Annotated in this window: 11 protein-coding genes; 9 read left to right on the top strand and 2 right to left on the bottom strand. The window is 70.9% G+C overall.

Features of this window, described 5'->3' with window-relative positions:
- Positions 1 to 930: LLM class flavin-dependent oxidoreductase (locus VGW35_17330; protein HEV8309425.1), on the top strand; the 930-nt coding region annotated here is incomplete at its 5' end.
- Between the two features lie 92 nt (positions 931 to 1,022).
- Here VGW35_17330 and VGW35_17325 read toward each other — a convergent pair.
- The gene (locus VGW35_17325) at positions 1,023 to 2,462 is read right to left on the bottom strand and encodes a M20/M25/M40 family metallo-hydrolase (GenBank protein HEV8309424.1); all 1,440 of its coding nucleotides are present in this window, start codon (positions 2,460 to 2,462) and stop codon (positions 1,023 to 1,025) included.
- A 541-nt stretch (positions 2,463 to 3,003) separates the two neighbouring features.
- Complete coding sequence (locus VGW35_17320; GenBank protein HEV8309423.1) at positions 3,004 to 3,210, bottom strand: hypothetical protein; 207 nt, start codon at positions 3,208 to 3,210, stop codon at positions 3,004 to 3,006.
- Between the two features lie 116 nt (positions 3,211 to 3,326).
- Between VGW35_17320 and merB the strand changes: the two genes are divergently transcribed.
- The 8 genes from merB to VGW35_17280 all read left to right on the top strand — a co-directional run bounded on the left by merB (position 3,327) and on the right by VGW35_17280 (position 9,958).
- On the top strand, positions 3,327 to 3,983 hold the full coding sequence (gene merB / locus VGW35_17315; GenBank protein HEV8309422.1) for an organomercurial lyase: 657 nt from the start codon (positions 3,327 to 3,329) through the stop codon (positions 3,981 to 3,983).
- Between the two features lie 172 nt (positions 3,984 to 4,155).
- Entirely contained in the window at positions 4,156 to 4,341 is a 186-nt protein-coding gene (gene merF, locus VGW35_17310; protein HEV8309421.1) for a mercury resistance system transport protein MerF, read from the top strand.
- Between the two features lie 139 nt (positions 4,342 to 4,480).
- Entirely contained in the window at positions 4,481 to 5,764 is a 1,284-nt protein-coding gene (locus tag VGW35_17305; protein ID HEV8309420.1) for an ABC transporter substrate-binding protein, read from the top strand.
- 73 nt (positions 5,765 to 5,837) lie between these two features.
- Complete coding sequence (locus tag VGW35_17300; GenBank protein HEV8309419.1) at positions 5,838 to 6,719, top strand: branched-chain amino acid ABC transporter permease; 882 nt, start codon at positions 5,838 to 5,840, stop codon at positions 6,717 to 6,719.
- Complete coding sequence (locus VGW35_17295; protein ID HEV8309418.1) at positions 6,719 to 7,675, top strand: branched-chain amino acid ABC transporter permease; 957 nt, start codon at positions 6,719 to 6,721, stop codon at positions 7,673 to 7,675. The genes VGW35_17300 and VGW35_17295 overlap by 1 nt, the downstream gene beginning before the upstream one ends.
- Complete coding sequence (locus VGW35_17290; GenBank protein ID HEV8309417.1) at positions 7,672 to 8,391, top strand: ABC transporter ATP-binding protein; 720 nt, start codon at positions 7,672 to 7,674, stop codon at positions 8,389 to 8,391. The genes VGW35_17295 and VGW35_17290 overlap by 4 nt, the downstream gene beginning before the upstream one ends.
- 14 nt (positions 8,392 to 8,405) lie before the next feature.
- Positions 8,406 to 9,119, top strand: coding sequence for an ABC transporter ATP-binding protein (locus tag VGW35_17285; GenBank protein HEV8309416.1), 714 nt, complete (start codon positions 8,406 to 8,408; stop codon positions 9,117 to 9,119).
- 62 nt (positions 9,120 to 9,181) lie between these two features.
- Complete coding sequence (locus VGW35_17280) at positions 9,182 to 9,958, top strand: Gfo/Idh/MocA family oxidoreductase (GenBank protein ID HEV8309415.1); 777 nt, start codon at positions 9,182 to 9,184, stop codon at positions 9,956 to 9,958.
- Positions 9,959 to 10,817 lie beyond the last annotated feature (859 nt).

The raw sequence follows: 10,817 nt of genomic DNA, 5'->3' as shown, positions 1-10,817 counted from the left end.
CAGCTTCGCTTCGACTCGATCTGGAGCGGCGAGCACCACGTCACACCGGGCTTCCACTACTTCCCGCTCCTGCCGCTGCTGCAGCGGCTGGCGGCCGAGGCCGAGGGGTTGTGGCTGGGCACCAACCTCGTGCTGCTGCCGCTCCACAACCCGGTCGAGCTGGCCGAGGTCGGCGCCTTCCTGGACCTGATCAGCGGGGGTCGGTTCCTGCTCGGCGTGGGGCTCGGCTACCGGCTGGAGGAGTTCGCCGTGTTCGGGGTGCCGATGGCCGAGCGGGTGAGCCGGCTCACCGAAGGGGTCGAGATCATCCGCCGGCTGTGGACGGAGGATCGCGTCACCCATCGTGGACGGCACTGGCGGCTCGACGGCGTCAGCATCCGGCCCCGGCCGCTTCAGCGGCCGCGACCGCCGATCATGATCGGGTCACAGGTGCCGGCCGGCATCGCCCGGGCGGCCCGCATCGCCGACGGCTGGATGGTGGTGCCGGTGCCCACGGTCGACGAGTTCGCCGCGCAGGCAGCCGCCTTTGCCGCCGCCCGGGCTGCGGCGGGCCTGCCGGCGAGCCAGCACGTCTGCCGGCTGCTCGAGGTCGTGTGCGCGCCCGACGAGGACACGGCGATCCGCCGGGCCGCGCCCTTCCTGCTAGAGAAGTACAAGGCCTATCTCGCGTGGGGGATTCCGGGCATCACCCTCGATCTCGAGGCCGCGCCGGAGGCGCAGCTCCGGCGGCTGGCCGCCGATCGGTTCGCCCTCGGCTCGCCGGCGCAGGTGGTGGATGCCCTCCTTCGCCAGCATCGGGCCGGGGTGACGCACGCCACCATGCGGGTGAGCTGGCCCGGGATGGCTCAAGACGACATCCTGGCCGGCCTCGAGCTGCTCGGGCGCGAGGTGCTGCCGGAGGTGAGGCGCCGGACGGCAGGGCCGAGGTGAGGCGCGTTGACCGGGCCTCGCCCGGCTCGGTAGGCTGAGCCCATCTACGAGCTGCAGGCCCGCCCGCGGCGCTCGCGGCCGGCGGGGACGGGCTAGGGCCGGCGGGCCCGATGGTGGGCGGCGATCAGGTCCGCCACGCAGGCGGTGAGGCGCTCGGTGAAGGGCAGGTGCAGGAACTCGTTCGGGCCGTGGGCGTTGGAGCCGGGGCCGCCGGTGCCGGTGATGAAGAACTGCGCGCGCGGGAAGCGCTCCCCGAGCATGGCCATGAAGGGGATGGAGCCGCCCAGCCCGGCGAACATGGCCGGCCGGCCGAAGTGGCGGCGGGACGACGCGTGCACGGCGTCGAGCAGCCACGGCTCGCTGGCCGGGGCGTCCCAGCCCGGCGAGAGGCTGTCGACCGTGAAGCGCACGCGCGCGCCGTAGGGCGGGTCGGCCTCGAGGATCTCCCGGAGGCGCCCGGCCGCGCGTGGGACGTCGAGGGTCGGAGGCACCCGGAGTGACAGCTTGAGCGAGGTCGAGGGGCGGAGCACATTGCCCCCGTCGGCCAGCGCGGGCAGGCCGGCGGCGCCGGTGATGCCGAGCGTCGGCGCCCAGGTGTTGGCCAGCAGCAGGTCGGCAGGGTCCGCCTGGGCATAGCGCATCCCCTCGACGACCGGGAACCGCGCGGCGATCTCGGCGCCCAGCACCTCGGCCACCGCCCGCGCCTCGGCCGTTCGGATTGCGGGCTCCTCGACGTGGAAGTCGCGTGGCACGATCGCCCCCGTCCGCTCGTCCTCGAGGCGCGACAGGAGCTGCCGGGCGATCCGGAAGCTCGAGGGCACGATGCCGCCGGCCGCGCCCGAGTGCGCGCCTTCGGTCAGCACCTGGACGGTCAGAATCCCGTTGATCAGCCCGCGCAGCGACGTGGTGCCCCAGAGCTGATCGTAGTTGCCGCACCCCGAGTCCAGGCAGATCACCAGGTCGGGCGTCCCGATCCGGGACGCGAAGGCTTCCATGTAGGCGGGCAGGTCCGGGCTCCCGCTCTCCTCGCTCGCCTCGACGAGCACGATGCAGCGCGCGTGCGGCACCCCGGCGCGCTGGACGGCCTCGATGGCGGTGAGCGCGCAGAAGGCGGCGTAGCCGTCGTCCTGGGCGCCGCGGCCGTAGAGGCGCTCGCCGCGGCGGACCGGCGTCCAGGGGCCCAGGCCGTCGGCCCACCCCGTCATCTCCGGCTGCTTGTCGCAATGGCCGTAGAGCAGGATGGTCTCGGGCGCCGCGCCGGGCGCCTCCGCGAGGAGGACCGGCGTCCGGCCCGGCAGCCGGAACGTCTCCACGCCGAGACCCTCGATCGGGCGGCCTCGGACCCACGCTTCGATGAGCGCGACGGCCTGGTCGATGTGGCCGTGCGCCGACCACTCCGGGTCGAAGGCCGGCGACTTCGCGGGGATCGCGACATAGCGGGTCAGCGCGGGCAGGACATCGACCTCCCACGCGCGGTGGACGAAGCCTCGGGTCTCATCGGGCGGCAAGGTGCTCGTCGTCAGGGTGCTCATGGCCGCTCACCGTAGCACTCCCGGCACCCGCGCGCAACGCCGGGCCATCGCCGCAAACCGGACGGGTGCCACGCCACTCGCCCCCGGTGAGCCGGAGAGACGGAGGCTGCATGGCCGCCGTCAGCCCCCGGGGCGCGTGGACCTGGCCCGCGTTGGGGTCCCTCTCGCCGCGGCTCCGCCGGGGCCCCGCCGCCGCATCCCTCCGCCCGCTCCTTGACCGCGAGCCCGCGCCGGCGCAGGATGGCTCGGAGTCAGCGGGCGATCGCGCGGCCGACCCTCGCCTTCGCGGCCGGAGCGCAGATCCGCCTCGATGATCTCGCGAATGAAGTCCAGCGCGCGGGTCGGCTCGGTGGCGGTGGTGGTCATTGCCGTCGCTCGGGCAGTCTACAACGGCACTCCGGACCGAGGTATTCGAAGCCCTGCAGATCCGACCGGCGAGCGATATCGTTGCTGATCCCGGTTATGCAGACAAAGGCGCGCTTTTTGACCGCGGTCGCCGTGTCGATTGCGATCCTGCTACTCATTCTGGTCAGTTTTGCCTTCACTCTTCAATTGATCGCGGGCCGGTCAGATTCATGGCCACGGCGGCGGGTTGTCCGTCCTTGGTGGTCGCGTCGAGAGCAGCCTCCTCGAGTCCGTACGGCAGCCGTTTGAGCACATGGGCTCCGGTGAGTGAGTAGCGGATCGTCTCGACGCGGCTATTGGTGCGCTTCGAGAGGGTCCCGATGGTCAGGCGCGCCTCCTCCATGGTTGCCTCCGGAGTCCGCAAGATCTCGCTCGCATAAGGTGTCTCGACGTGCCGGCGAAGGGCCGCTGGTGTCAAGAACCGAGGTGCGTTCGGCGTTCTCATTGAGAGGAGTTCGAATGCTTCAAATCAAGACAGCGGCAGAGCTCATCGAGGCGGATGTTGAGTTCCAGGCTAAGCGCCGAGCTGCCCGACAGACGCCGGTCCTGCAGGCGATCTACCGGCTCTTCCTCGACCGCGAGGGAGCTGCATCCATTACGGAGATTGCGGCCTCGCTGCCCGGCGCTCGTCGGTCGAGCCTGGAGGAAGAACTCGTCAGGCTCGACGAGGATGACCTCATCCAGGTCATGGACGGTCGGGTGGAGATTGCGTACCCATTCTCTGTGCGCCCGACCGCTTTCACCGTACGCTTGGACGAGGCAGCGGAGCGTTACGTCTGCTGCGCAATCGATGCCCTCGGTATGGCGCCAATGCTGGGAAAACGCGTGGAGGTGACCGCCGAGTGCCATCACTGCGGACAGCTCCTGCAGTTCCCCGTCACCCCGGACGGCCCAGGGCCAGAAGCGGACGGGGTCATGGCGTGGGTCGGACGTCGTTGCGAAGGCGAACGGCGGGCCGCCAGCGGCCTCTGAACGCTCCTCAACTTCTTCCGGTCGGAAGAGCACTTGCGTGAGTGGTGGCGGGCGAATTCGGAGGTCGGCGGCGCGGCCGTCACTGTGGCCGAAGGCTTCAAGCTCGGGAAGCGAATTTTCGAAGGCCTACTCACAAGAGCGTAGCCAGGGCATCTCGACAGGTTACGGTGTACTGGTCCACCCACTGACAGTCTTGCCACACGGCGAAGGAGTTTCTTTCGCCCTACGGAGTGTCCTTTACCGCGAAGAACGTCGCGGAGGAGCGGGTATTGGGGCTTTGAGCGATGCCAACGGTTCGCTGTCCGGACTGCGGCGTATGAGGCGGGACCGTTGGCTCGTGCTCGGGGTCGTGGGCACCGCGCTGACGTGCCTGGCGTGTCTGACGCCGATCATGGCGCTGGTGCTCGGTTCGGTGGGCCTCGGTGCCTGGACGGGGCGCGCAGATCTCGCCCTGGTCCCTCTGCTTCTCGGCTTCATCGGGCTCGTGGTGTATCGATCCTGAGCGATGCGGAGGCGAGCGCGGTGAGACCGGCAGCGGTCCGGCACAACTCTTCAGTGAATCATTGCCGCCTTGACGGGTCCGGCGGCGGATGCTAGAACTGCCCCGGCCACGACAGCAGCCCGCCACCCAGGAGGGAGTCATGGATCACGTGAGAGCCGGTCTCGTGCTGGCGGTCGCCGCCCTTGCCGTGTTCGGTCTCCTCGCGGCCCTCGGGTCGGAGGCGCAGCAACTCCAGGGGGAATACAAGATCGGGGTCCTCGAGCCGCTCACCGGGCCGCTGGCCTTCGAGGGCAAGCGGCACCTCGAGGGCTACGAGATCATGCGCGACCTGATCAACGAGCGCTTCGGCGGCGTGATGGGCAAGAGGCTCGTGCTGGCCACCGGCGACGCCGTCGACCCGACAGCGGCGGCCAGCGAGGCCACGCGCCTGATCACCCGCGAGGGCGTGAAGATCCTCACCGGGACCTACTCGTCCACGCTCTGCGGCGCGGCCAGCGAGGCGGCGGCCCGCCACAACGTCATCTACTGGGAGACCTCCTGCGTCGACCCGCGCTTCACCCGGCGCGGGCTGAAGAGCGTCTTCCGGACCGAGATCGACGGCACCGGCTTCGGCTGGTACAACGTGGAGTTCATCGCCAAGCACCTGGCCCCCCGCTTCAACGTCCGGCCGAACCAGCTCAAGGTGGCCTTCCTCTCCGAGGACTCCTCCTACGGCCAGGGGGTCACCGAGGCCGCCCGTCAGCGCGCCAAGCAGGAGTTCGGCATGCAGGAGGTCGCGGCCGAGTACTATGCCTTCGCCACCACCAACGACTTCACGCCGATCATCCTCAAGCTGAAGGCCGTCAACCCGGATATCGTCCACCACATCGCGCGGGGCCACGACGCGGTTCTGTTCTGGCGGCAGTCCCGCGAGCAGGGGTTCGTCTTCAAGGCGCTCGTGCACGCCGGGGCCACGGGTTACGGCTCGCCGGACTTCGGCAAGGCGCTGGGCCCCGACGGCAACGGCCCGTTCGCGCTGCTGGAACCCGGTCCGGGGTTCCGCCTCGAGATCCTCCGCCCCGAGGGCCAGCGGATCGAGCAGGCCTTCCGCGACGCCGCCAAAGCCAAGACCGGCGGCGAGCCCTACGGCGGCCACCAGCTGGCGGCGGGCGGCCTCTGGATCCTGAAGCTCGTCCTCGACCAGGCCCGGACCGACGAGCTGGACCGTTTCCGCCAGGTTGTCATGGCCATGGACCTGCCGGTGGGGTCGTCGGTCAACGGCTGGGGCGTGAAGTTCGCCGACAACGGCCAGAACAGCAACGAGCGCGTGCAGCACTACATGCTGCAGTGGCAGGGCGGCCAGCTCGTGACGGTGTGGCCCGAGGAGTTCACGACCAACCGGGCCAAGTGGATCCCGCTGGGCGCCTGGGACCAGCGGAAGTAGCCCGGCGCTCGAGCCCCGACCTCGCGTGGCGCCCCGGGGACGGAGCCGGGGCGCCGCCGTCTCGGCGGGGAGCATGCGCGACCTCGCCCAGCTCCTGACCTCGACGATCCTCCTCGGGGGCATCTACGCCCTCATCGCCGTCGGGCTCACCCTCATCTTCGGCGTCATGCGGGTCGTCAACTTCGCCCACGGCGAGTTCCTCATGCTCGGCATGTACCTGACGTTCTGGACCTTCACGCTTCTGGCCCTCGACCCCTACGTCGCGCTGGTCGCCGCGCTGCCCGTCCTCGGCCTGGTCGGCTGGGTGACCTACCGGCTGGTGATGAGAGGGGTGATCCACACCTCCCACAACGTGCAGATCTTCACCACGGTGGGGCTCTCCATCGCGCTGCAGAACGCGGCGCTGGTCCTGTGGACCGGCGACTTCCGCTTCGTTCGGGCCGGCCACTACGCGGCGGTGCTGCGGCTCGGCGACGCCGCCTTCAACGTGGGCCAGGTCGTGGCCTTCGCGGTGGCGGCCATCCTCACGGCCACGCTCTTCGCGTTCATGAAGTGGTCCTACACCGGACGCGTGATGCGCGCGACCGCCCAGGACCGGGAGGCCGCCGCGGTCATGGGGATCGACACCGACCGCGTCTACGGGGCCACCTGGACCATCGGGATCACGTGCGTGGGGGTGGCCGGCGTCCTCCTGGCCCCGCTCTATCCGGTGTACCCGACGGCCGGGCTCCAGTTCGTCCTGATCGCCTACGTGGTGGTCGTCCTCGGCGGACTGGGCGACATGCCGGGCGCGGTCCTGGGGAGCCTGATCGTGGCGGCAGTCGAGGTCGTCGGCTCCTACGTGGTGGGGACGGCCTGGAAGGAGGTGCTCTACTTCCTCCTGTTCATCGGCATCCTGGTGGTCCGCCCGGCCGGGATCTTCGGCCAGCGGGGCGCCGAGCGCCTGGGGGTCTGATGCGGCGGCACCGGGTCGCGCTTACCGTGTTCGGAGCGGCCGCGCTCGCGCCGCTGGTCATCCGCGACGCCTACCTTCTCGACAGCCTGGTCCTGATCCTGCTCTGGGGGGCGCTCTCGGCCGCCTGGAACGTGGCGGGCGGCTACGCCGGCCAGGTATCGCTCGGCCACTCGGCGTTCTTCGGCCTCGGGGCCTACTCGGCCGCGCTGCTCGGCACGCGCTGGGGCCTTTCGCCGTGGATCGGCCTCCTCGTGGGCGTGCTCCTCTCGACGGCGGCCGGGCTCGCCCTCGGTTACCTGGCCAACCGCCTGCGCGGCCCCTACTTCGCGCTGGCCACCATCGCGTTCTCGCAAGTGCTCCTGATCGTCGCCAGCCGCTGGCGGGGCTTCACCCAGGGCTCCGAGGGCATCCCTGTCCCGTTCCGCCCCGGTCTCTGGACCCTGGGCTTCGCCGACAAGACCGTCTGGGTCTACCTCGTCCTCGTCGTGGCGACCGGCCTGTACCTCGTCCAGAGCTACCTGGAGCGCTCGCGCCGCGGCTACCAGCTCGCCGCGGTGCGCGAGGACGAGGACGCAGCCCAGGCCATCGGCATCCCGAGCCGCCGCCTGAAAGTCGTCGCCGTCGCGGCCAGCGCTGCCCTCACCGCGGTGTGCGGGACGCTCTGGGCCCAGTACGTGGGCTTCGTGGACCCGTTCTACGTCTTCTCGGTGGACCTCTCGGTGCGCTTCGCGCTGGGGGCGATCATCGGCGGCCTCGCCACCGCGGCGGGGCCGTTCCTGGGGGCGTTCCTCATCACCACGCTCGAGACCTACCTGCGGGCGGCGTTCGGGGGCGTCGGAGCCGGCCTGGTCGGGATCTACCTCATCATCTACGGCTGCGCGCTCATCATCGTGGTGCGGTTCGTCCCTCAAGGCCTCGCCGGCTGGCTGGGGGCGCTCGCCGCCCGGCGGTCATGAGCCTCCTGCGCGTCCGCGGGGTCACCAAGCGGTTTGGCGGCGTGGTGGCCAATCGCGACATCTCCTTCGAGGTCGCGCCGGGCGAGCTCGTCGGCGTGATCGGCCCGAACGGGGCGGGGAAGTCGACGCTGTTCGAGGTCATCACGGGATTCGAGCGGCCGGACGCGGGCGACGCCGAGTTCGAGGGGCACCGCCTGACCGGCCTCAGCCCCGACCGCGTGTGTCGGCTCGGCGTCGCCCGGACGTTCCAGAAGCTGCGCCCGTTCCACGGCCTGACGGTGCTCGAGAACGTGCTGGCCGGCGCGCTGACGCGCACGCGCGACGTCCGGGAGGCCCGGCGGCAGGCGGCCGGGCTCCTGGAGCGCGTGGGGCTCCTCGACAAGGCCGGCGCGTTCGCGCGGACCCTGTCGACCGGTCAGCGGAAGCGCCTGGAGCTGGCCCGCGCCCTCGCGACCCGGCCGCGGCTCCTCCTGCTCGACGAGGTCACCGGCGGCGTGGACCAGGGGAGCATCCCGGGACTGGTGCGCCTGATCCAGGACCTCCACCGGTCGGGGCTCACGCTCCTCGTGATCGAGCACAACATGCGCGTGATCACCGCGATGGCCCAGCGCATCCTGGCGCTCTACCTGGGCGAGCTCATCGCCGACGGGCCGACCGACCAGGTGACGCGGGACCGCCGCGTCGTCGAAGCCTACCTCGGTCAGGCCTATGCGTGAGGCGTGACCGGCCGATGCTGACGGTCGAGGGGCTTCAGGTGGCCTACGGAGACTTCCAGGTGCTCTGGGAGGTCTCGATGCGCGCGGAGGCGGGCGAGATCGTCTGCCTCCTCGGGCCCAACGGCGCCGGCAAGTCGACGCTCATGAATACGATCTCGGGGCTCCTTCGGCCGCGGGGCGGGCAGGTGACGTTCCTCGGCCAGCGGATCGACGGCCGGCCCCCGCACGAGATCGTCGGGGCCGGCGTGGCCCACGTGCTGGAGCGCCGCCGGCTCTTTCCGTTCCTCACGGTCCGCGACAACCTCCTGCTCGGGGCCCACAACCGGCAGGCCCGACCCCATCGCGCGCGGAGCCTCGACCGGGTCGAGACACTCTTCCCGGTGCTCCGCGAGAGGAGAGACCAGCTCGCTCACACCCTCTCGGGGGGGGAGCAGCAGATGGTGGCCATCGCCCGGGGACTCATGGCGCGGCCTCGGCTGCTCATGATCGACGAGCCGTTCCTCGGGCTCGCCCCGCGCGTGGTGCAGTCGATCGGGGAGGTCATCCGGCGCATTCACGAGGACGGGATCACGGTGATCTTCGTGGAGCAGAACGTGGAGCTGGCCCTCCGTCTCGCTCACCGGGGGTACGTGCTCGAGAGCGGGCGGACCATCGTCGAAGGCATCTCCGCCGAGCTGCTCCGCTCGGCCGAGGTCAAGCGGATCTTCCTCGGTGACGACGCGGTCTGACCAATGTGGGTCCCGGCCGACGTTGTCCACGCACCACGGGCATGAAGGGATAGGCCGGGGCCATGGTACCTCCGGCCGTCCGCTTCTCGGTCATCGGCCTGAACCACAACCACATCTACAGCCAATCGAACCTCCTGCTCCGGGCGGGCGCGAAGCTGGTCTCGTTCTTCGCCGAGGAGCCAGATCTGGCGGTCGAGTTCGCCCGCCGGTATCCCGAGGCCCGGCCGGCCGCCGATCGGCGCCAGATCCTGGAAGACGCGAGCATCCACCTGGTCGTCAGCGCCGCCATCCCGTGTGACCGCGCTCCCCTCGGCATCGACGTGATGCGGCACGGGAAGGACTACATGAGCGACAAGCCCGCCGTCACCACCCTCGCGCAACTGGCCGAGGTCCGGCGCGTGCAGGCCGAGACCGGACGGATCTTCTCGGTGTGCTTCAGCGAGCGATTCGAGAATCCGGCCACGGTGCGGGCCGGCGAGCTGGTCACGTCCGGGGCCATCGGCAGGGTCGTCCAGACCGTGGGCCTGGGCCCCCACCGGCTCAACGCGCCGAGCCGCCCCGGCTGGTTCTTCGAGCGGGCCCGCTACGGCGGCATCTTGACCGACATCGCGTCGCACCAGGCGGATCAGTTCCTCTTCTTCACCGGCTCGACGGAGGCCCAGGTGGTGGCGTCTCAGGTCGCCAACTGGAATTTTCCTCAAAGATCCGAGACGCTCTCGGCCGGTTCGCGCCGCTCCCGGAGCACTTCGTCGGCCAGTTCTCCCGCTTCCACCGGGCGCTCGCGACCGGGACCGAGCTGCCCGTCACCGTGGCCGACGCCCGCGCGGCCGTGGAGCTGATCACCGCGATCTATCACGCGGCGCGGACGCGCCGGCCGGTCGAGCTGCCGATCGCCGGCGATCACCCGCTCTACCGTGGCTGGCAGCCGTAAGAGGACTTCAACGTCGTCGATGACGGCCGCCCGCGCCCGGCCGAGGTATCGCTGCGGTGCGCGGCCGGCGAGTCCTCGGCGAAGCTGGCCCCCGGCGAGGGCGTGGCCGCCGACGGGCTCGCGTCGGTGGCGCTGCCCCTCGGCGACACGGCCGCCCGGGAGCTCAAGGTCTGGACGCATCGGATGGGCGGCCGGGGGCGAATCCGAGGCGCTGCCGGCCACCGTCACCGTGGACCGCGACGGCCGGACGGCGCGGTTCGACCTGGCCCTGTCGGGCGGCCAGGCCGTCCTGCCGGTGGACGGGGCGGACCGCGTGGAGATCGCGCTGGCCCGGCCCTCGGCGCCGTAGAGCGCCGGCTTCCGCGTGCCGGCGAACTGTTGTATGGTGTGCGCGGCCCAGGCGGGCGAGTCGTCCACCAGAGCGGAGCCTGATGTCCACGCGAGCGGCTGAGGTGTCGTCCTCGGGGGCGGCTGGCCATTCGGCCGGCGCGTACCTGCTCCGGGTGAGCCTCTTCGCCGTCCTGTACTTCGGCCTGGCCCGCCTGGCCGATTCGGTCCTCGTCTTCGTCGAGGCCGGAGAACCGGTGACGCCGGTGTGGCCGCCGGCCGGGCTGGCGCTGGCCGGCCTTCTGCCTGCGCTATCCGGACCACGCCTGGACTCGCGAGATCGACCGGATCGTCGACCAGATCACCCGTTGAGGCTAGCCGGAGCATTACCGCCATGAACTACGCCGACTATCGTCACCTCACGTTCGACCTCGACGCCG

The sequence above is a fragment of the Candidatus Methylomirabilota bacterium genome (assembly GCA_036005065.1).
Taxonomy (GTDB): Bacteria; Methylomirabilota; Methylomirabilia; order Rokubacteriales; family DASRDR01; genus DASYQW01.
The sequence above is the reverse complement of the archived record's forward strand: the minus strand, read 5'-3'. Positions and strand labels throughout refer to the sequence as shown.

Coding starts and splice junctions, on each gene's coding strand:
- VGW35_17285 (HEV8309416.1), top strand. CDS start 8,406: ATGCTGACGGTCGAGGGGCTTCAGGTGGCCTACGGAGACTTCCAGGTG.
- VGW35_17295 (HEV8309418.1), top strand. CDS start 6,719: ATGCGGCGGCACCGGGTCGCGCTTACCGTGTTCGGAGCGGCCGCGCTC.
- VGW35_17305 (HEV8309420.1), top strand. CDS start 4,481: ATGGATCACGTGAGAGCCGGTCTCGTGCTGGCGGTCGCCGCCCTTGCC.
- VGW35_17290 (HEV8309417.1), top strand. CDS start 7,672: ATGAGCCTCCTGCGCGTCCGCGGGGTCACCAAGCGGTTTGGCGGCGTG.
- merF (HEV8309421.1), top strand. CDS start 4,156: ATGAGGCGGGACCGTTGGCTCGTGCTCGGGGTCGTGGGCACCGCGCTG.
- VGW35_17280 (HEV8309415.1), top strand. CDS start 9,182: ATGGTACCTCCGGCCGTCCGCTTCTCGGTCATCGGCCTGAACCACAAC.
- VGW35_17300 (HEV8309419.1), top strand. CDS start 5,838: ATGCGCGACCTCGCCCAGCTCCTGACCTCGACGATCCTCCTCGGGGGC.
- VGW35_17320 (HEV8309423.1), bottom strand. CDS start 3,210: ATGGAGGAGGCGCGCCTGACCATCGGGACCCTCTCGAAGCGCACCAAT.
- VGW35_17325 (HEV8309424.1), bottom strand. CDS start 2,462: ATGAGCACCCTGACGACGAGCACCTTGCCGCCCGATGAGACCCGAGGC.